At 73.2% G+C, this 20,387-nt stretch carries 18 protein-coding genes and 1 pseudogene; 13 read left to right on the top strand and 6 right to left on the bottom strand.

Annotation, left to right across the window (positions count from 1 at the left end):
* Positions 1-23: 23 nt before the first annotated feature.
* Positions 24-356, bottom strand: coding sequence for a hypothetical protein (locus COUCH_RS26880; protein WP_249607991.1), 333 nt, complete (start codon positions 354-356; stop codon positions 24-26).
* Positions 357-565: 209 nt separating this feature from the next.
* Here COUCH_RS26880 and COUCH_RS26875 point away from each other — a divergent pair, with 209 nt between their 5' ends.
* From COUCH_RS26875 to COUCH_RS26815, 13 genes and pseudogenes are all read left to right on the top strand, one after another.
* The gene (locus COUCH_RS26875; protein WP_249607990.1) at positions 566-2,329 is read left to right on the top strand and encodes a thiamine pyrophosphate-dependent enzyme; all 1,764 of its coding nucleotides are present in this window, start codon (positions 566-568) and stop codon (positions 2,327-2,329) included.
* On the top strand, positions 2,326-5,406 hold the full coding sequence (locus COUCH_RS26870) for an FAD-binding and (Fe-S)-binding domain-containing protein (protein ID WP_249607989.1): 3,081 nt from the start codon (positions 2,326-2,328) through the stop codon (positions 5,404-5,406). Before COUCH_RS26875 ends, COUCH_RS26870 begins: the two co-directional genes overlap by 4 nt.
* Positions 5,394-6,473 carry an enolase C-terminal domain-like protein gene (locus COUCH_RS26865; RefSeq protein ID WP_249607988.1) on the top strand — a complete coding sequence of 360 codons (1,080 nt, stop codon included), beginning with the start codon at positions 5,394-5,396 and terminating at the stop codon, positions 6,471-6,473. Before COUCH_RS26870 ends, COUCH_RS26865 begins: the two co-directional genes overlap by 13 nt.
* 51 nt (positions 6,474-6,524) lie before the next feature.
* Complete coding sequence (locus tag COUCH_RS26860) at positions 6,525-7,277, top strand: ZIP family metal transporter (RefSeq protein WP_249607987.1); 753 nt, start codon at positions 6,525-6,527, stop codon at positions 7,275-7,277.
* Positions 7,278-7,281: 4 nt separating this feature from the next.
* Positions 7,282-8,259: a cation diffusion facilitator family transporter gene (locus COUCH_RS26855; protein ID WP_249607986.1), complete on the top strand. Its 978-nt coding sequence runs from the start codon at positions 7,282-7,284 to the stop codon at positions 8,257-8,259.
* Positions 8,260-8,294: 35 nt separating this feature from the next.
* Complete coding sequence (locus COUCH_RS26850; protein WP_249607985.1) at positions 8,295-10,112, top strand: glycoside hydrolase family 15 protein; 1,818 nt, start codon at positions 8,295-8,297, stop codon at positions 10,110-10,112.
* A 2-nt stretch (positions 10,113-10,114) separates the two neighbouring features.
* On the top strand, positions 10,115-10,339 hold the full coding sequence (locus COUCH_RS26845; RefSeq protein ID WP_249607984.1) for a hypothetical protein: 225 nt from the start codon (positions 10,115-10,117) through the stop codon (positions 10,337-10,339).
* Positions 10,340-10,425: 86 nt separating this feature from the next.
* The gene (locus COUCH_RS26840) at positions 10,426-11,448 is read left to right on the top strand and encodes a S1C family serine protease (protein WP_249607983.1); all 1,023 of its coding nucleotides are present in this window, start codon (positions 10,426-10,428) and stop codon (positions 11,446-11,448) included.
* 19 nt (positions 11,449-11,467) lie between these two features.
* A complete protein-coding gene (locus COUCH_RS26835) occupies positions 11,468-12,475 on the top strand; it encodes an ion channel (RefSeq protein WP_249607982.1) in 1,008 nt (335 codons plus the stop codon).
* Between the two features lie 370 nt (positions 12,476-12,845).
* Positions 12,846-13,484, top strand: a pseudogene (locus COUCH_RS39245) (sigma-70 family RNA polymerase sigma factor); the annotation flags it as partial.
* Positions 13,485-14,181: 697 nt separating this feature from the next.
* Positions 14,182-14,679 carry a MarR family winged helix-turn-helix transcriptional regulator gene (locus tag COUCH_RS26825; RefSeq protein WP_249607980.1) on the top strand — a complete coding sequence of 166 codons (498 nt, stop codon included), beginning with the start codon at positions 14,182-14,184 and terminating at the stop codon, positions 14,677-14,679.
* 81 nt (positions 14,680-14,760) lie between these two features.
* Positions 14,761-15,465 carry a DUF4142 domain-containing protein gene (locus COUCH_RS26820; protein ID WP_249607979.1) on the top strand — a complete coding sequence of 235 codons (705 nt, stop codon included), beginning with the start codon at positions 14,761-14,763 and terminating at the stop codon, positions 15,463-15,465.
* A gap of 51 nt (positions 15,466-15,516) precedes the next feature.
* Positions 15,517-15,762: a BON domain-containing protein gene (locus COUCH_RS26815; protein ID WP_249607978.1), complete on the top strand. Its 246-nt coding sequence runs from the start codon at positions 15,517-15,519 to the stop codon at positions 15,760-15,762.
* A 90-nt stretch (positions 15,763-15,852) separates the two neighbouring features.
* Here COUCH_RS26815 and COUCH_RS26810 read toward each other — a convergent pair whose 3' ends face one another.
* The 5 genes from COUCH_RS26810 to ccsA are packed head-to-tail and all read right to left on the bottom strand — an operon-like array spanning position 15,853 to position 20,324.
* Positions 15,853-16,737, bottom strand: a complete 885-nt coding sequence (locus COUCH_RS26810) for a cytochrome c-type biogenesis protein CcmH (RefSeq protein WP_249607977.1) — start codon at positions 16,735-16,737, stop codon at positions 15,853-15,855.
* Entirely contained in the window at positions 16,734-17,288 is a 555-nt protein-coding gene (locus COUCH_RS26805) for a TlpA family protein disulfide reductase (RefSeq protein ID WP_249607976.1), read from the bottom strand. Before COUCH_RS26805 ends, COUCH_RS26810 begins: the two co-directional genes overlap by 4 nt.
* Positions 17,285-19,195, bottom strand: a complete 1,911-nt coding sequence (locus COUCH_RS26800) for a heme lyase CcmF/NrfE family subunit (RefSeq protein ID WP_249607975.1) — start codon at positions 19,193-19,195, stop codon at positions 17,285-17,287. The genes COUCH_RS26805 and COUCH_RS26800 overlap by 4 nt, the downstream gene beginning before the upstream one ends.
* Positions 19,195-19,593, bottom strand: a complete 399-nt coding sequence (locus COUCH_RS26795) for a cytochrome c maturation protein CcmE (RefSeq protein WP_249607974.1) — start codon at positions 19,591-19,593, stop codon at positions 19,195-19,197. Before COUCH_RS26795 ends, COUCH_RS26800 begins: the two co-directional genes overlap by 1 nt.
* Complete coding sequence (gene ccsA, locus COUCH_RS26790; RefSeq protein ID WP_249607973.1) at positions 19,590-20,324, bottom strand: cytochrome c biogenesis protein CcsA; 735 nt, start codon at positions 20,322-20,324, stop codon at positions 19,590-19,592. Before ccsA ends, COUCH_RS26795 begins: the two co-directional genes overlap by 4 nt.
* Positions 20,325-20,387 lie beyond the last annotated feature (63 nt).

Genomic DNA, 20,387 nt, shown 5'->3' with positions numbered 1-20,387 from the left:
CGGGAGCCCGGAGGCTTCCGGCGTCAGCAGCCGGTGCGGGCCGGGCCCAGCGCGGTGCGGGCGGCCCGTCGTGCGTTGTCGAAGCTGATCCGGCAGGCCTCGGCGTCGCGGTGCACAGCCGGCGACTCGGCGACCACGGAGCCGTCCGCGGCGTGCAGCAGCCAGCGGAAATGCATGCCCGCGTCGCGGACCACCTCGAGCTCGCCCCGCCCTTCGCGCAGCTGCGCGAGCGCCTCGGGCCACGGTGGCCGATGGACCGCCGTGGCCTGGTGGGCCAGCACGTCCGCCCCGGAGGACGTCCGGTTGATGAGCCGCCACCGGGTCGGGTCGTCGTGGCGCGTGTCCAGCTTGATCATCGTCCCTCCCCCCGGTCGTGCGGGTGTCGTGCCGTCCGCCTACCCGGGCTCCGGGCACGGAAACGCCGGCCGGGCCCGGATCTGACGGGCGTCGGCGCGGGCCCGACCGTCGCACCCGCGCCGACCGTTTGCCGGGCGGACACCGGGGTAGGGGCGCCGCCGGCCGGTGCTCGTACCGGATGTCCGAACCATGACTGGAGGGGTTTCCGATGCCGGAAATCGTAGGGGAGAGCGTGGCGAAGCGCCTGATCGCCTGGGGAGTGGACACCGTTTTCGGGCTTCCCGGCGACGGCATCAACGGCCTCATGGAGGGCTTCCGGCGGCACTCCGACGAGATCACCTTCGTCCTCGTGCACCACGAGGAGGCGGCCGCGTTCATGGCGACCGGGTACGCCAAGGCCACCGGCCGGCTCGGCGTCTGCGCGGCGACGTCCGGGCCGGGCGCGATCCACCTGCTCAACGGCCTGTACGACGCGAAGCTGGACCATGCGCCGGTGCTGGCGATCACGGGCATGCAGGAGACGTCGATGCTGGGCAGCCGCTACCAGCAGGAGGTCCATCTCGACCGCCTCTACCAGGACGTGGCCGTGTACAACCTGATGATCAGCAACCCCCAGCAGGTGCCGGGGGTGGTGGATCTGGCCATCCGCAACGCCCTGAGCAAGCAGACGGTGGCCCACCTGACGTTCCCGACCGACATCCAGGTCGCGGAGATCGGCGAGGACCCGTACCGGCACGTCGGGCCGGGGCGCCCCACCACCAGCATGCCGGCCCTGGACCGGCCGCAGCTCCCACCGGGCGAGCGTGAGCTGCGGGCGGCCGCCGAGGTGCTCAACGCCGCGAAGAAGCCGGTGATCCTCGCCGGGGTCGGCGCCAAGCACGCCCGCGACGAGGTCATCGCCGTGGCGGAGAAGCTGGGCGCGCCGGTCGTCAAGACGCTGCCCGGCAAGGTCGTCGTCCCGGACGATCACCCGGTCACCACCGGCGGGCTGGGCCTGCTCGGCACCAGGCCGAGCGAGGAGGCCATGGAGGAGTGCGACACGCTGCTGATGGTCGGCACCTCCTTCCCGTACGGGAAGTACCTGCCGGAGCCCGGCAAGGCCAGGGTGGTGCAGATCGACTCCGACCCGTCGCTGATCGGCCTGCGGCTGCCGGTCGACGTGCCGATCGCCGCGGACGCGAAGCAGACGCTGCAGGGTCTCCTGCCGTTGCTGACCGGCGGGGACGGCTCCTTCCTGGACAAGTACCGCAAGGAGATGGACTCCTGGCGCGCCGACATGACGGCGCTGGAGGACGAGAGCCGCGACCCCATCGCCCCGCAGTACGTCATGGGTGTCCTGGACGACCTCGCCGCCGACGACGCCATCCTCACGTGCGACTCCGGCACGATCGCCACCTGGTCGGCGCGGCACTGGACGATCCGCGGAGCACGCGAGTTCTACCTGTCCGGCAACCTCGCCACGATGGCGCCGGGGCTGCCGTACGCCATCGCGATGCAGCACGCCTTCCCGGGCCGGCAGGTGATCGCGTACGTCGGCGACGGCGGGTTCGCGATGCTGATGGCCGAGTTCCTGACCGCCGTCCGGCACGAACTGCCCGTCAAGGTGGTCGTCAACAACAACAACGCGTACGGGCAGATCCTCTGGGAGCAGATCGTGCTCGGCTATCCGGAGTACGCCGTGCGGCATCGGCAGCCCGAGGCGGACTTCTCCAGCTGGGCGCGCGGGTGCGGGGCGTACGGCGCGAAGGTCAGCAAGCCCGGCGACGTGCGCAGTGCCATCGCCGAGGCCCTCGCCCACCCGGGCCCGGCGCTGGTGGACGTCGACGTCAACCCGAACGAGCCGCCCATGCCCGGCAAGGTCAAGTACGAGCAGGCCAAGCACTTCACCGAGGCGTTCCTGCGGGGCCAGCCGCACAAGATGGCGACGCTGAGCACCGTCGTCCGCGACAAGATCAACGAGCTGCGGGCATGACCACCGTCAAGCTCCCCGATCCCGTCGTGCGCGTCCCGCAGACCGGCGACATCGACGTCGCCGCGCTGGAACGGGACCTGGCGGCCGAGGTGGACGGCGAGGTCCGCTTCGATGCCGGATCGCGCTCCGCGTACTCCACCGATGCGTCCAACTACCGGCAGGTGCCGATCGGCGTGGTGGTGCCGCGTACCGTCGAGGCCGGCGTGGCCGCGGTCGCCGTGTGCCACCGGTACGGTGCCCCGATCACCTCGCGGGGAGGCGGCACCAGCCTGGCCGGGGAATGCACCAACGTGGCAGTGATCATCGACTGGTCGAAGTACTGTCACCGGCTGCTCGAGGTCGACGCCGCGAGCCGCACCTGCCTCGTCGAGCCGGGCATCGTCCTGGACGTGCTCAACGACCAGCTCAAGGACACCGGCCTGGAGTTCGGCCCGGAGCCGGCCACCCACGACCACTGCACGCTGGGCGGCATGATCGGCAACAACTCGTGCGGGGCGACGGCCCAGCGCACGGGCAAGGTCGTCGACAACATCGTCGAGCTGGAGGTGCTGCTCTACGACGGCACCCGCATGTGGGTGGGGGAGACGCCGGACGACGAGTACGAGCAGATCGTCGCGGCCGGCGGCCGTCCGGCGCAGGTCTACCAGGAGCTGCGGGCCCTGCGGGACCGGTACCTGGCGCAGATCCGTACCCGTTATCCGAAGATCCCGCGCCGGGTCTCGGGGTACAACCTCGACAGCCTCCTGCCCGAGAAGAACTTCCACGTGGGTCAGGCCCTGGTCGGCAGCGAGGGCACCTGCGTCACCGTGCTGCGGGCCAGGCTGAAGCTCGTGCCCGTCGTCAAGGTTCGCGGCCTCGTCATGATCGGCTTCCCCGACGTCGGTGCCTCCGGGGACGCGGTGCCGGCGGTCCTGCCGCACCGGCCGATCGCGCTCGAGGGCATCGAGCACCACCTCATCCACTTCGAACAGGCCAAGCACCTGCACCCCGAGGCCCTGGAGTTGCTGCCCGAGGGACGGGCGTACCTGATGGTGCAGATGGGCGGCGACACCAAGGACGAGGTCGACGCCGCCGCCGACCGGATGCTCGCCTCCCTGCAGCTCGACCGCGACGACGACCGGGTCGCGTTCTTCGACGACGAGCGGCACCAGAAGCAGCTGTGGCTGGTCCGCGAGTCCGGGCTGGGCGCCACCGCGCGCGTGCCCGGGCTGCCCGACACCTGGCCCGGCTGGGAGGACTCCGCGGTCGGCCCGGACGACCTCGGCGACTACCTGCGCGACCTGCAGGCCCTCTTCGGGGAGTACGGCTACGACCAGACCTCCCTGTACGGCCACTTCGGCCAGGGCTGCGTCCACTGCCGCATACCGTTCGAGATGACCACGAGCGACGGCATCGCGAACTTCCGGTCGTTCATGGAGCAGGCGGCGCATCTGGTGGCCGGCTACGGCGGGTCGCTGTCCGGCGAGCACGGCGACGGTCAGGCCCGCGCGGAGCTGCTGCCGGTGATGTTCGGTGACGACCTGGTACGCGCCTTCGGCCAGTTCAAGGCCATCTTCGACCCGACGGACCGGATGAACCCCGGCAAGGTGGCCGCCCCCAACCCGCTCGACGCTCAGCTGCGCCTGGGCGTGGACTACAACCACCGCGACGTCGCCACGCACTTCCAGTACCCGAACGACGAGGGCAGCTTCGGCCGGGCCGTGCTGCGGTGCGTGGGCGTCGGGAAATGCCGGCGGCACGAGGGCGGCGTCATGTGCCCGTCGTACATGGCCACCAGGGAGGAGGAGCACTCGACCCGGGGGCGGGCCCGGATGCTCTTCGAGATGCTCGACGGCACGGCCCGCGGCGGGGCGATCGGCGACGGCTGGCGCTCCGACGCCGTCAAGGACGCGCTCGACCTCTGCCTGGCCTGCAAGGGATGCAAGGCCGACTGCCCGGTCAACGTCGACATGGCCACGTACAAGGCAGAATTCCTGTCGCACCACTACGAGGGGCGCCTGCGCCCGCGGACCCACTATTCGATGGGCTGGCTGCCGGTGGCCGCCGCGGCCGTGGCGGCGACGGCGCCGCGGCTGGTGAACGCGCTGTCGCACGCACCGGGGCTCGCGTGGCTCGCCAAGAAGGCCGCCGGGGTGGACAGCCGCCGGGAGGTGCCGGTCTTCGCCGCCGAGACGTTCCAGCAGTGGTTCGCCCGGCACACCCCCGGCGGCTCCGGGGAGCGCGGCGAGGTGGTGCTGTGGCCGGACACGTTCACCAACCACTTCGACCCGGGCATCGCGCGGGCCGCCGTGGAGGTGGTCGAACACGCCGGGTGGCGGGTGGTCGTCCCGGAGCAGAAGGTGTGCTGCGGGCTGACCTGGATCTCCACCGGCCAGCTCGACGTCGCGAAGCGGGTGCTGCTGCGTACGGTCGAGGTCCTGCGGCCGCACCTGCGGGCCGGCCACCTCGTCCTCGGCCTGGAACCGAGCTGCACCGCGGTGTTCCGCAGCGACGCCGAGGAGCTGTTCCCCCACGACCAGGACGTGGAACGCCTGCGCCGGCAGACCGTCACCCTGGCCGAGCTGCTCACCGAGCACACCCCCGGCTGGACGCCACCACAGGTACGGCGCACCGCGCACATCCAGACGCACTGCCACCACCACGCCGTCATGGGCTACGAGGCGGACACGAAGCTGCTGTCCGCGGCCGGCGTCCAAGCGGACATCCTCGACTCCGGATGCTGCGGTCTCGCCGGCAACTTCGGTTTCGAGGAGGGGCATTACGAGGTGTCGGAGGCCTGCGCCGAGCGGGTCCTGCTGCCCGCGGTGCGCGACGCGGACACCTCCGACGTGATCCTGGCGGACGGGTTCAGCTGCCGTACCCAGGTCGAGCAGAGTGACGCCGGTGGCCGCCGTGGCGTGCACCTGGCCGAACTGCTGGCCGCCGGCCTGGACGGCGACGACGGGCGCGGGATGCCGGAGCGGAGCTGGGCGGACCGTCCGGCCGCGCCGTCGCGCCCGGTGCGGCTGCTGGCCACGGCGGCCGCTGCGGGTGCCGTGGCGGGACTCGGGTACGGGGTCCGGCGATGGTTGCGCTGACCGCCGCGGCGTACACCATCCCGACCGACGCGCCGGAGGGTGACGGCACCCTGGCCTGGACGAGCACCACCCTGGTGCTCGTCCGGGCGAGCGCCGAGGGAGCCACCGGTCTGGGCTGGACGTACGGTCCACCGGCGGTCGTGCAGGTGGTCACGCAGATGCTGGCACCGGTCGTCCGGGACACCGACCCGGACGACGTCCCGGCGGCGTGGACGGCGATGAACCGCCGCCTGCGCAACGCCGGTACCAGGGGGATCGGTGCCCTGGCGCTGTCGGCGGCGGACAACGCCCTGTGGGATTTGAAGGCTCGCTGTCACCACGTCCCGCTGGCACGGCTGCTGGGGTCGGTGCGCCCGGCCGTGCCGGTCTACGGCAGCGGGGGCTTCACCACGTACGACGCGGAGCGGCAGCACGCGCAGCTGTCGCGATGGGTGCACGAGCAGGGCATCCCCCGGGTGAAGATCAAGATCGGCGAGTCCTGCGGCGCCGACGTGCCGCGCGATCTGGCCCGGATGACGGCGGCGCGCACGACGATCGGGGACGCGGAGCTGTTCGTCGACGCCAACGGCGCGTACCAGCGCAAGCAGGCGATCCGTGTGCTGGAGGCGGCCGGTGACCTGGACGTGCGCTGGTACGAGGAGCCGGTGAGCTCCGACGACCTCCCCGCCCTGGGCCAGGTCCGCGACGCCGTCCGGGCCGATGTGGCGGCGGGGGAGTACGGCTGGGACCTCGGCTACTTCGAACGCATGGCGCCGTACGTCGACTGCCTGCAGGCCGACGTGACCCGCTGCGGAGGCATCACCGGGTTCCAGCGGGCGGCCGCGGTGGCCGCCGCGCACGGTCTTGAGGTGTCCGGGCACTGCGCACCGCACCAGCACCTGGCGGTGGCCGCGGCCACCCCCAACCTGCGGCACCTGGAGTGGTTCCACGACCACGTCCGGATCGAGGGCATGCTCTTCGACGGCGCGGCCGGCGCGGAGGGCGGCGCGCTGACGGTTGATCGTCGCTCGCCGGGCAACGGGCTGGCGTTCCGGCACGCCGAGGCCGAGCAGTGGCGGTCGGCGTAGGCGACGCCGGCGCCCGTTTGCGGGTCCGTGCCGGTGGGCAAGCGCGGGCTCATGCCTGGATGGTTGCAAGCGGGCGGCTGGGGACTCCTGGCCGGATCCGCCCTCATAGTCGGCGCGGCGGTGGGATACCTGGCCCGCGTACCGCAGAAGATCATCGCCTCCGTGATGGCCTTCGGCGCCGGGGTCCTGTTGTCGGCCGTGGCGTTCGAACTGATCGCCGAGGCGCACGAGCGCGCCGGACTGACACCCACCGCCCTGGGCGCGATCGGCGGTGCAGCGATCTACACCGGCTGCAACGTGCTGCTCGCCCGGCACGGTGCCCGGCATCGCAAGCGTTCCGGCGACCAGCAACCCTCCGAGAAGGAACAGGACGGCTCGGGAGTCGCGCTCGCGCTCGGCGCCCTGCTCGACGGCATACCGGAGTCGATCGTGATCGGCACCAGCCTGCTGGGCGGCGGCGCGATCAGCCTCGTCACAGTGATCGCCGTGTTCATCAGCAACGTCCCCGAGGGCCTGTCCAGCGCGGCGGGCATGCGGCACGCCGGGCGGTCGAAGCGGTACGTGTTCGGCGTGTGGGTCGGCATCGCCGTGATCAGCGGTCTCGCCGCCGTCGTGGGGTACACGCTGCTGGGTGGCGCCCCCGCCGCCGTCCTGGCCGCCATCACCGCGCTCGCGGGCGGGGCGATCCTCGCGATGATTGCCGACACCATGATCCCGGAGGCGTTCGAGGACGCGCACCTGCTCATCGGTCTGATCACGGTCGGTGGATTCCTGGTGGCCTTCGCCCTCTCCCAGGCCGGATGAGCCGGTGACCGGCGAGAAGGACGAAGGCGGCGGCGACAGCACCCGTACGGTGATCGTCGCGGTGACCGCGAACTTCGCGATCGCGGTGGCCAAGATCGTCGCCGCCCTGCTGACCGGCTCGGCGTCGCTGTGGGCCGAAGCGGCCCACTCGGTCGCGGACACGGGCAACGAGGTGCTGTTGTTCATCGGTCTGCACCGGTCCGGCAGGCCGCCGGATTCCCGGCATCCCTTCGGGTACGGCCAGGAGCGGTACTTCTGGACGTTCATCGCGGCGCTGGGCATCTTCCTGGTGGGCGGCACGCTGTCGATCGGCGAGGGCGTACGCAGCCTGCTGATGCCGGAGCCGCTGGAATCGCTGTGGGTCGGCATCGGCGTGCTCGTCGTGGCCTTCTGCTTCGAGAGCTACTCGTGGCACACGGCTCGCAAGCAGTTGCGGGCGGAGTCCCGGCGACGGCAGCGGTCCATCGTCGAGCACCTGCGGCGCGCGTCCGATCCGAGCGCCACGACGGTGTTCCTGGAGGACACCGCGGCGCTGATCGGCCTCGTCCTGGCCCTGGCGGCCCTGCTGCTGCACGCCGGCACCGGCTGGGCGGGCTGGGACGCCGTGGGCAGCATGGGCATCGGTGCCCTGCTCATCGTGGTGGCGTTCCTGCTGGCGCGCCGCTCCAAGACCCTGCTGCTGGACGAGTCGGCGCCGCCGGACGTGCTCGAACCCATCCGCGCCCAGGTCGGGGCCGCGGACTGGGTCGGCGAGGTCCGCGAGCTGCACGCGGTGTACGTCGGCCCCTCCAGCCTGCTGGTGAACGCCTGGGTCGTTCCGGTGCACGGGGGCGACCGGGACTCGGCCGCGGAGCTGGTGCGCCGCGTCGCACAGCTGAGAGCCGAGCTCCTGCGTCATCCGGCCATCGAGCAGGTGACCGTCACCGTGGACGAAGACCGCGCCGGAGCCGGACCACCGTTTGCCGACGGGGCGACCGGGTAGGCGGCCGCGGCCCGCACCGCTGAGGAGGACCCGGCATGCCCGGACGCATCGAGGACTACGCGCTCATCGGAGACCTGCAGTCGGCCGCGCTGGTCGGACGGGACGGCTCCATCGACTGGCTCTGTCTGCCCCGGTTCGACTCCGCCGCCTGCTTCGCGGCGCTGCTCGGCGACGACGGTGCCGGGCACTGGCGCATCGCGCCGGCCGGTGCCGGCGCGGCGACCAGTCGCCGGTACCACGACGACACGCTGGTGCTGGAGAGCGAGTGGCACACCGCCGACGGAGTGGTGCGGGTCATCGACTTCATGCCGCCGCGCGGCGAGGCCCCCGATGTGGTGCGGATCGTGGAGGGCGTCTCCGGCGAGGTGCCGATGCGCATGGACCTCATCCTGAGGTTCGACTACGGCCGGGTGGTGCCATGGGTCCGCCGGCAGGGCGCCGACCTGGGAGCGGTGGCCGGTCCGGACGCGATGTGGCTGCGCACCGAGGCACGGGTGCGGGGCGAGGACCGGACCACGGTCGCCGACTTCACCGTACGGGCGGGGCAGAGAGTGCCGTTCGTCCTGACGTACCAGGCCTCGCATCTGCCCCGGCCGGCCCCGGTCGATGCCGCCCGTGCCCTCACGCAGACCCGGCGGTACTGGCGGGAATGGATCGGCCGCAGCGACTACGACGGCCGGTGGCCCGAGGCGGTACGCCGGTCGCTGATCCTGTTGAAGGCGCTGACGTACGCACCGACCGGGGGCATCGTCGCCGCCGCGACCACCTCGCTGCCCGAGCAGATCGGCGGCCCCCGCAACTGGGACTACCGCTACTGCTGGCTGCGCGATGCCACGTTCACGTTGCAGGCCCTGCTGGGCACGGGCTATGTCGCCGAGGCGAAGGCATGGCGCGAGTGGCTGCTGCGGGCCGTCGCCGGCGACCCGGCCGACCTGCAGATCATGTACGGCCTCGACGGCACCCGCCGGCTCTCCGAGTACACGCTCGACTGGTTGGGCGGCTACGAGAACTCGAGCCCGGTACGGGTGGGGAACGCCGCGGCCGGACAACTCCAGCTGGACGTCTGGGGCGAGGTGCTCGACGGCCTGCACCTGGCCCGCGAGGCCGGGATCGCCGCCACCGACGCGGGCTGGGACCTGCAGAAGGCCCTGCTCGACTACCTCGAGGGCGCCTGGCAGCAGCCGGACAACGGCCTGTGGGAGGTGCGCGGCGGCCGGCGGCAGTTCGTCCACTCCAAGGTCATGGCCTGGGCCGGGTTCGACCGGGCCGTCACCGCCGTCGAACGACACCACCTCGACGGCCCGGTGGACCGCTGGCGCGCCCTGCGCGACGAGATCCACGCGGAGGTCTGCGCCAAGGGCTTCGACAGCGACCGCAACTCCTTCACCCAGTCGTACGGTTCGACGGCCCTGGACGCCGCCCTGCTGCTCATCCCGCGCGTCGGGTTCCTGCCGGCTGCCGACCCGCGGGTGGCCGGCACGGTCGAAGCGGTGCAGCGGGAGCTGTGCCAGGACGGCTTCGTGCTGCGCTACCGGCCGGAGGACGCCGGCGTCGACGGGCTGCCGGGCACCGAGGGCGCCTTCCTGGCCTGCACGTTCTGGCTGGTGGATGCCTTGTACGCGATCGGCCGCCGCGACGACGCCGAACGGATGTTCGAGCGTCTGCTGGGCCTGCGCAACGACGTCGGGCTGCTGTCGGAGGAGTACGACCCCGGATCGGGACGCCAGCTGGGCAACACGCCGCAGGCGTTCAGCCTGGTCGGCCTGGTGAACTCGGCGCGGCTGCTCAGCGGCGTCTCGACCCGTACGTCGGCGGACTCCGCGGCCCAGCACACCTCCCGCGACGCCGGCTGACGATGGACCACCGGGCGATCCGGGCGGCGGCCCGGCTGTCGTGGCACCGGCTCCTGCTGGCGCTGGCCCTCGGCTGCCTCAGCCCGCTGCTCATCAGCCGCTACGGCGCGCCGGGTGCTGCGGTCGCGGTGCCGGTCGCCGCGTACGCGATCCGCCTCGCCCTGCGCGGTGGCCGCCGCGCCCCCGCAAGGGCGTCCCGACGCGGGACTGTCACCCGATCGTCATAGAACCGCACCGGTTCCCGGCGGCCGGCCGGGCAGGCCGGACCGCGGCGGATGCACCGCCGGATCGACCGGATCCGAGGAGGAGACCCATGACAACCAGGCGCCTCGCAGCTGGGGCCGTGGTCACGGCGATGACCGCGGCACTGTTGGCCGGCTGCAGCGACGACGCACCCTCGCCCGCGGCGGCGCCGTCGCAGTCGTCGGCCGCAGCGGCGGCGGACACCGGCATCGTCGACGTGGTGTCGGCGGTGGAACCCTCGGTCGTCACGATCACGACCGGTGAAGGACTGGGCAGCGGGGTCATCTACCGCGCCGACGGCGTGATCGTCACCAACGCACACGTCGTCGGTTCGGCGGACCGGGTCCAGGTCTCGTTCGCCGACGGCACGCAGGTGCCGGGCCAGGTCACCGGCTCCGACGACCTCACCGACCTGGCCGTGGTGAAGGTGGGCCGCAACGGTCTGCCCACCGTCACGGTCCGGCAGGAGCTGCCGCGGCAGGGCGAGACGGCCCTGGCGCTGGGCAGCCCGCTCGGCTTCGAGAACACCGTCACCAAGGGCATCATCTCCGGAGTCGGCCGGCAGATCCCGGGCTCGGCCACGAGCGGCCGGCCGCTGGTCGACCTGATCCAGACCGACGCCGCGATCTCGCCGGGCAACTCCGGCGGCGCGCTCGTCGACGCCCAGGGCCGGCTGGTCGGTGTCAACGAGGCGTACATCCCGCCGTCGGCCGGCGCGGTCTCCCTGGGCTTCGCCATCCCGGCGAGCACCGTCGTCGACGTGACCGAGCAGTTGCTCAAGGCCGGCAAGGCCACCCATCCCTTCCTCGGGGTGGTGCTGGCCACCGTGACCCCGCAGACCGCCCAGGCGCTCGGCATGAAGGTCACCACCGGTGCCCTGGTGCGGCAGGTTCAGCCGGGCAGCCCGGCGGCGACCGCCGGCATCCGGGCCGGTGACGTGATCGTCGGCTTCGAGGACGCCACGATCCGTACGGTCGGCGACGTCTACGCCGCCCTGCGGAAGGTGAAGCCGGGCGAGAAGGTCACCGTGAAGGTCAACCGGGACGGAGCCGTCACCGACATCCCGGTCACGCTCGGCACCCTGTCCCGCTGATCAGGGCCGAGGGACGAAGGTGCACGTCCTCAGCCTGATCGCCGGTGCGCTGATCATCGTCGTCACGTTCGCCGACGCGTTCGCCACCACGCTCGTCGTCGGTGCGGGCGGCGGGCCGCTCACCCGGCGGGTCATGGGTTGGTTGTGGCGGCTGCTCCTCCGGATCTTCCGGGGCGGCCGCGCGCCGGCGCTGCTCGGCGGCGCCGGCGCCGCGATCCTGATCAGCACCGTGATGGTCTGGGTGGCCCTGCTGTGGGCCGGGTGGTCGCTGATCCTGCTCGGCGGGCACGGTGCCGTGGTGGACGCCAGGACGGGGGCCGCGGCCGGCTGGACCGGGGTCGTCTACTACGCCGGGTTCACGATCTTCACCCTCGGCGTGGGCGACTACGTGGCCGGGGGCACGCCGTGGCGGATCCTCACCGCGGTCTCCACGTTCACCGGGCTCTTCCTGGTCACCCTGGCGATCACGTACCTGGTCTCCGTCGTGGCGGCGGTCGTCGGCCGCCGGGCGGTCGCCGTGCGCATCCACGCGCTCGGCCGCGACGCCGCCGACATCGCCCGGCGGGGCTGGACGGGGAGCGGCGTCAGCTCCGCCTTCGTCCAGCACCTGGTGTCGCTGACCGGGCAGTTGTCCGTCGTGGCCGAGCAGCACCTGGCGTACCCGGCTCTGCACTATTTCCGCAGCCGCAGCGTGCTGGTCTCCGCACCGATCGCCGTGGCCCGGCTCGACGACGCGATGCTGCTGCTCAGCGCTGCGCTGCGGCCCGACGTCCGTCCCGACGACAGCGTCACCTCACCCGTGCGGGCCGCCGTGGACCGGTACGTCTCCACCGTGGCGATGACGTCGGCGGTACCGGCGGAACCGCCCGTACCACCCCTGTCGGACCGTGCGGTGCTGGCCGGCTCCGGCATGCCGACGGTGCCGGAGGAGGTCTTCCGCGCCGAAGCCGACGCCGGGGCGGAGCGCCGGCGGGCTCTGCACCGGCTGGTGCTCGGAGACGGGCGCGGCTGGGACGCGGTGCACTGACCGGCGGCGAAGCCGGGATGTTTCGGCCCCGGCGGCGGGGGAATGGCCACAGGCGAGCTCGCCCCGCGGCGTCGAGACAGCGGCGCCATGCATCCCCGCGGATGCGCCTGCCGGGCGGGTCCGGACAGCCGGTGTCGTAGCGGCGTGCCCCGCGTGGCCGCCTTCTCCGCCGGCTCGCCGGTCGCCTCCCCACGTGGTCTGCCCACGCCTCCCTCGCTCACCGGACCCGGTCCGGTGGCTTCTCCCTGTCGCTCGGAGGAGACTCGTGACACTTCAGGATGCTGGTGCCGTGCCCGCGCCCGGTGATGAACGGGCGCCGCACGGCTCCGTGGACGACACGGAACGCGCGACGGCAGCGCTGTTCCGAAGGATGGCCGATGCGGCCGACGGCGGCGAACGACGGCGGATCCGGGCCCGGATCATCGAGCTCAACCTGCCGCTCGCGTACCGGCTGACCTGCCGGTACCTGAACCGCGGCCAGTGCGCCGACGACCTGCGGCAGGTGGCTGCGCTGGGGCTGGTCAAGGCCGTGGACGGATTCGACCCGGCGCGCGGCAGGCCGTTCTTCGGCTACCTCATCCCCACGGTCACCGGGGAGCTCAAGCGGCACTTCCGCGACCACGGGTGGGACGTGCACGTGCCCCGCCGGCTGCAGGAGCGGTATCTCGCCGTCACCCGAACGAAGGCCGCGCTCGTCCAGCGCCTGCGGCGGGCACCCGGCATCACGGAGATCGGGGCGGCGCTCGGGATCGCCGATCATGAGGTCGTGGAGGCGTTGGGCGCCGCCACGGTCTACGACGTGAGCTCGCTGAACGCCAAGGTGCCCGGCGCGGACGACGCCGCCGAGCGGCACGAGTTCGTCGGTGCCGAAGACGGTGCCCTGCTGTCGATGTGCGACAAGCTGGTCCTGCGCGACCTGGTACGGGACCTCCCGGACCGGGACCGTCAGATCCTCTGCCTGTACTTCTTCGGGAACATGACCCAGGAACGGATCGCCACCGATCTCGGCATGTCGCAGATGAACGTCTCCCGGCTCCTGCGCCGGATCCTCGACCGGCTCCGTCACGGGCTCGACGACCCCGCCGAGCCGCCCGCCGCGCCGTCCTACGCGGGAACGGGCATCAGCGTGGACGACGCCCGGCAGGCAGCTGTCGTGACGGTCCGCGGTGATGTGGAGCCGTCGACGCTGCGCCGGGCGCTCGTGGACACGGTCGTCGGCACCCGGCGGGGACGCGTCATCGTGGACCTCCGGCAGGCGCAGGTGGCTGCGCCGGCGGCCGCCCGGGCGCTGGTGGACGCGTACCGGGCCGGCGGGGCGCGTCTTGCCGCGGTGAACGTGCCGGCACCGCTGTACGACGCGCTCTGCCGGCTCGGGGTGACCCGGCTGCTGGCCTGCCGGCCGCTCAGCACTGCCGCCCCTCATCGCGACGACCACGGCGACGACCCGGTACGCACCACGCCCCCGGGCTCGCCCGTCGACGCCCCCGACGTCCCCCGCGCGGTCCGGACGGCCGCGGGCAGGCTCGGTCGTCCGGCATGGACGGCACCGGCGGAGGCAGCACAGCGGCCGCGCACCCCTCCGCCGGGATGCGCGCCGGCTGAGGCCGGGGGCAGGGCGTCCGTGACCGCACCCGGTGTCAGGGGTGGCCATTGCCGTCGTGCGGCCCGTCCCGCGACAGCCCGGCCCGCTGTGCCACAGTGTGGCCATGACCGTTCCCGCCGCCGATGCGCGCGACGAGGCCGAACAGCAGGTGACAGCAAGTCTGCTCGCGCTCAGCCGGGCCTTCGTCGGCCTCGCCGCGCGGTCGCTCGCCGGGCTGGACGAGGACGTCACGCTGGCGCAGTACCGGACTCTGGTCCTGCTGGTGTCGCCCGGGCCGCAGCGGGTCGTCGATCTGGCGCAGGAGCTCGGAGTGACCTCCTCGACCGCCACCCGGATGTGCAACCGCCTGGTCCGCAAGGGGCTCGTGGCCCGCCGTAACCGCGACGACGACCGGCGTGCCGCGTGGGTGACGCTGACGCCAGCCGGACGGGACCTCGTCGGAGAGGTCATGCGCCGGCGCGCCACCGAGATCGCCGGGCTCGTCGGGGAGCTGTCGATGACCCGGCCCCGGGCGTTCGCCTCCGTCGTGGAGGCCCTCGTGGAGGCGTCGGGCGAGGTGACCGACGCCCAGTGGTGGCGCCGGTGGGCGGAGTCCGCCTGACCGGCCCCGCGAATTTAGGTGCACATGTGAACCTTTCTGCGGCGCGGCGCGTACCCCTCGGAGATTCTCCTGGAGGTGCTGATGACCCGCCTGTTCGCCGTCCTGGCCGCCGTCGTGGTGCTGGTGACCCTTCCCGCCGGGGGTGCGGCCGCCGCCCCGGTGGGCCCGACGCAGCTCAACGCTGCGGACATGCTGCTGCTCAACGGCGTCCGCCAGGCCGGCCTCTGGGAGATACCCGCCGGGCAGATGGCCGCCACCCGTGGCGGCAGCCCTCAGGTGCGCAAGGTCGGGCAGATGATCGCCGACCAGCACGTACGGCTGGACCAGCTGGTGGTGGACGCGGCCAACAAGCTCGGGGCGGTCCTCCCGTCGACCCCGACCACCCAGCAGCAGGGGTGGCTCGGTGAGATGCAGAACGCCCGCGGCCGCCAGTTCGACCAGATCTTCGTGACCCGGCTGCGCAACGCGCACGGCAAGATCTTCCCGGTGATCGGCGCCGTACGGGCCGCCACCCGTGATCCCGTGGTCCGCAAGCTGGCCGACGACGCCAACACGTTCGTGATGAACCACATGAAGATGCTGGAGAGCACCGGGCTGGTGCGCTATGAAATGCTCGCCCCGGCGGCGCTGCCCGCCGCCCAGGACACGTCATCGCTCGCGATGGCCCGCGCGAATGCGGGCATCAACCCGCCGCTGGCGCCCGGTGTGCTGTGGGCCGTGCTGGCCGCCATGGCCGCGCTGGCCCTGTTCACCGGGTTCCGGCTGTACCTGCGTACGCGGCCGTAGGGCTACGATCGGATTCCGTGCATCACTGCACCTGATCGCGGGGAGCCGCTGATGAAGCCGTGTCCGTCCGGACCGTGGGACGAGGACGACCGGGAACTCGTTGCGCACGTCGCCGGTCAGCTGGTGGCCGACACCCGGATCCAAGGCCGCCACGTGCAGGTCACCGTGCAGAACGGCGTCGTCATCCTGGAGGGAACGGTGGAGTCGGCGGCGATCCGGGAGGCTGCCGGACGTCAGGTGTGGGCGGTCCCCGGCGTGCAGGACGTCTGCAACATGCTGGTGCCGGACGCGTCCTGACCCGCACGCGGGCGGCGCCCGTGGGCCCGGACATTCCCGGTCCAGGGTCTTGAACGTTCCGGCAGGTGCCTTGGTCAGGGGTCCGGGCCTTCAAGACGCCGGCATGAGCCGCCGGACCTCGGCGGCGGCGGGGTCGCCGGGGGCGGCCTTCAGGAACCGGCGCAGCGTCGCCGTCGCCGCGGGTGACCCGGAGGCGCGCTGGGCGAGGCCGAGGATCAGCAACGCCTCGGTGCTGTCCGGTGCATCGTCGAGCACCTGCTGCGCGGTGGCGGCGGCGTCGGCGGGCCGGTCGGCGCGCAGCAGGGCGAAGGCCAGCTTGAGCCGCGTACGGTCGTCCGGGCTGCGGGTCACCACGTCGCGGTAGACCTCGGCCGCCTCGGCGTAGCGGCCCTGGCCCTCGAGCGACTGTGCCAGAGCCTGCAGGGACGTCCCGGGATCCGCCGCCGCGACCGGCCGGCTGTCGGCGGCCCGGTGCGGGCTGGCGACGGCCACCGCGGCGACCAGCACGATCACCGCGACCGCGACGGCGTCCCAGGCACGCGCCGGCCTGCGTGCTGGCGGCGCCTCCTCGACGGCGGCACCCGGCCGGTCGCCGGCCGGTCGCCGCCGGCGCCGCAGCACGAGCACCACGACCACGGCGACGGCCAGCGCCGGCAGCACCCACAGCAGCAGCCCGAGACCCCGGTACGAGGGCTCGGCCAGCACGCCGGGCCCGTACCGGTCCACGAAGAACTGCCGGATCTGCTCACCGGTCCGTCCGGCGGCGAGCTGCTGGTCGATCGTGTCGCGCATGGCGGCGGCCATCGGGGACTGTGACTGGGCCACCGATTCGCCCTGGCAGGCCGGGCACAGCAGGTGCTGGGCGATGCTGTGCGCGGTATCGGGCCGTGGCGCCGCGGAGCGCCACACCGCCGTGCCGGCGGCGCCCAGGAGCACGACGAGCAAGCCGAGGGTGAACAGCCGGCGCGGCGTCATGAGCTCATCAGCGGGCCGACCCGCTGCTCCAGCCAGGCGGCGTCCACCGCACCCTGAGCCCACCAGCGCATCTGTCCGGACCGGTCGACGACGAAGGTCTCGGGCACCCCGCGGGCGCCCCACGCGACCGCGGTGGTGCCCTGGGTGTCGGCGATGCTGTGCAGGTCCTGGACGCCGAGGTCGGTGAGCAGCGCGCGCGCCGATTCGGCGTTGTCGCGGATGTCGATGCCGACGACCGCCAGGCCGTGCGACGCCCAGCGACGCTGCGCGGCGGCCAGCACGGGCAGCTCCTGCCTGCACGGATCGCACCAGGACGCCCACACGTTGACGAGGACCACCTTCCCGCGCAGCGCCGCGGGGTCGAACCGGGCACCGGCGAGCGTGGTCCCGGCCAGCGGCGGGGCGGCTCCCGATCGTGCCTGCGTCACCGGTCCCGGGGCGGGCGTTGCGGGACCGCCCGAGGCGGCGCCGATGCCGGACGCCAGGGTGACGCCCAGGGCGGTCACCGCGGCAGCCGCGAGCAGGGCAGCGACGATTCGTCCTCGGCTCATGCCACACCCACCGGTTCGCCGGTGGCTGACGCCGGCACCGCGGCCCGCCTGCGCGAGGGAAGCCGCACGGCAGCCGTCAGCCCGCCCAGGGCGGTGAGGGCACCGCCGAGCCACACGAGCCAGACCAGCGGGTTGACCGCCAGCCGGACGGTGGCCGCGGTGCCGTCCGCGGTGGCCGCTAGCACGGTGGTGTAGACGTCGCCGCCGATCCGCGACCTGATGGCGGGCACGCTGACGGTGAGGTCCCGGGCGGGGTAGTAGCGCAGCGCGGGCTCGCTGCGGCCGTCCGCGCCGCCACCGAGCTCCAGGACGACCCGGCTGCTCATCTCCCCGCGTCCCGCCGTACTGCCGACCCGCTCCAGCCGGGCGGTCACACCGCCGGCGGTGACCGACTCACCGACCTTGAGCTGCCGTTCGGTGCTGACCGTGTACGCCGACGACGCGGCGACCCCGACGGCCACGACCGCGACGCCCGCGTGCGCGAGCAGCCAGCCGGCGCGGCGCAGGCCCGTACGCCGCCGGAGGGCCGCCTCGACCAGCCCGGTGAGCACGTACGCGCCGAGCGCGAAGGCCGTCAGCGGCAGAATGCCGGGCCGGCTCAGCAGACCGATCACCGCCGCGGTGGCCAGCCCGGCCGCCGCCGGCAGGCCCAGCCGTCGCAGATCGGCGGCGCGATCCGCGCGCAGCAGTGGCGCCACGCCCATGAGCAGCAACACCACCAGCGCCACGGGCACGGCCGAGCGGTTGAAGTAGCCCGGCCCCACGGACGCCGCATCGCCCTGGACCGCCTGCACCAGCAACGGGAACAGGGTGCCGGTGAGCACGATCGCCGCGAGGGCGACCATCAGCACGGCGTTGCCGGTCAGCATCGAATCGCGGGCCAGCAGGGGTGATGCCGGCGCCTCCCGCGGCGTGCCCGACCGCCAGACCAGCAACCCGAGGACGGTGGCGACACTGACCAGCACGAAGCCCAGCAGCATCGGGCCCAGCGGCGACGCCGTGAACGCGTGCACGCTGGCCACGGCGCCGGAGCGGGTCAGGAACGTACCCACCAGCACGAGCAGGAAGCTGCCGCAGGCCAGTGCGACGGTCCAGGACTGCAGGGCGCCGGCCCGGCGTCGCGCCGCGAGGGTGTGCAGCAGGGCGGTCGCGGTCAGCCAGGGCAGCAGCGAGGCGTTCTCCACCGGGTCCCAGGCCCAGTAGCCGCCCCAGCCCAGGACCGCGTACGACCACCACGCGCCCATCGTGATCCCCCCGGTGAGCAGGGCCCAGGCGACCAGCGTCCACCTGCGCATCAGAGCCACGGAGAGCCGGTCCGTGCGCCCGGCGAGCAGCGCGGCGACACCGTACGCGAACGGCACCACCATGCCGATGTAGCCGGCGTACAGCAGCGGCGGGTGGACGCCCATGGCCGGGTGCTCGCGCAGCAGCGGGTTCGGCCCGGGGCCGTCGGCTGGCACCGGGGACACCTCGGTGAACGGGTTCGCCGCGAAGTAGGTGAGGGCGAAGAAGAAGACCGTCACGACACCGACGACGGCCATCGCGTACGGCCGCAGCGGCCCCGCCCGGCCGGGCCGCCGGCCGCCCAGCACCACGGCACAGCCGGCGAGGATCAGCAGCCACAGCAGCAGCGATCCGTCGAGGGCCGCCCAGAGGCTGGTGACGGTGTAGTACAGGGGTACGTCCCGCCCGCCGTTCTCGGCGACGTAGCGGACGCTGAAGTCGTGACCGATGAGCGCCGCCTCGAGCACGCCGCAGGCGGCGGCCGCCATGGCCAGCGTGGTCCAGGTCGCGGCGCGGGCCGGCCGGGCGGGGACGCCCAGCAGAGCCACCCGCGCCCACAGCAGGGTGGTGGCGACCGCGGCGACGAGCCCGGCGCCCAGCACGACACTTCCGGCCTGGCTCATCACCGGCTGTCCTGCCCGTCCGCCTCGGCGGGCCGGTACTCGTTGCCGTGCTTGGCCATGACCGTGTCCGAGCGGAAGACGCCGTGGTCGTCGAGGCTGCCCTCGACGACGGCCTGCTGGCCCTCACGCAGGGTGCCCGGCAGGTCGGCGACCTGCTCCACCGGGATCTCGGTGGTGCCGTCGCTGATCCGGAAGCGGGTGACACCGGCGTCGGTGCGCAGCGATCCCGGCACCACCTCTCCGCCGAGGCGGACCCGGTCGTGCGCCGCCGGCCCCTGCGTGATCTCGCTGGGCGAGCGGTAGAACGTCAGGGTGTTCTGCAGGCCGGCCGTCACCAGCAGGGCGACGCCGGCCACCACGAGCAGCAGGAGCAGCGCCCGGCTGCGTCGCGCGCTCATCGGCGGCCCGCCGGCACCGCATCCGGTACGGCGGCGTGGACACCCGCACGGTCCTCCAGGACGGCGAGGCGCCGCAGGAAGAGCCAGGCGGCCGTGACGCTGGCGGCGGCGGTGCACAGCAGCAGCGAGGCCAGCATGATCGTGTCGATCGGCGGGTTCACGCTCGGCGCGAGGACCGTGGCCTGCTGGTGCAGGGAGCGCCACCAGACGACGGAGAAGTGCACCACGGGGACGGTCACGAAGCCGGCCGCACCGAGCCAGGCCGCGTACCGCGCGCCGCGGTGCGGATCCGATTCGGACCAGCGCAGGGTCACCTGGGCGGCGTAGACGAGGAACAAGACGATGGTGCTGACGATGCGCGGATCCCACGCCCACCAGACACCCCAGGTCGCCCTGCCCCAGACCGTTCCCGCGGCGAAGGTGACGGCGGTGGCGCCGAGGCCGATCTCGGCCGCCGCCCGAGCGGCCCGGTCCCAGCGCGGATCCGCCCAGATCAGGTACGCCCCGCTGCTCACCAGGACGGTGAAGAAGGCGAGGTAGGCGGTCCACGCCGCGGGCACGTGCAGATACATCAGTCGTTGCGCCTGGCCCTGTACGGCGTCGGGCGGGGCGACTGTCAGGCCGGCGAGCGCGCCCGCGACGCTCAGCCCCACCGCGCCCCAGCCGAGGTTGCGCCGGTCCCGCGCCGCCCGGCGGCCGTCGAGCAGCGGTGTCGGCAGGTTGTTCGGCATGGTTGCTCCTCCGCGTATCTCCGAGGCGCGCCCTTGCCCCGGTCCCGGCGCCTCAAACGGTCG

Source organism: Couchioplanes caeruleus (assembly GCF_023499255.1).
In the GTDB taxonomy this organism is placed as follows: domain Bacteria; phylum Actinomycetota; class Actinomycetes; order Mycobacteriales; family Micromonosporaceae; genus Actinoplanes; species Actinoplanes caeruleus_A.
This window is presented reverse-complemented; position numbering and strand designations above follow the sequence as displayed.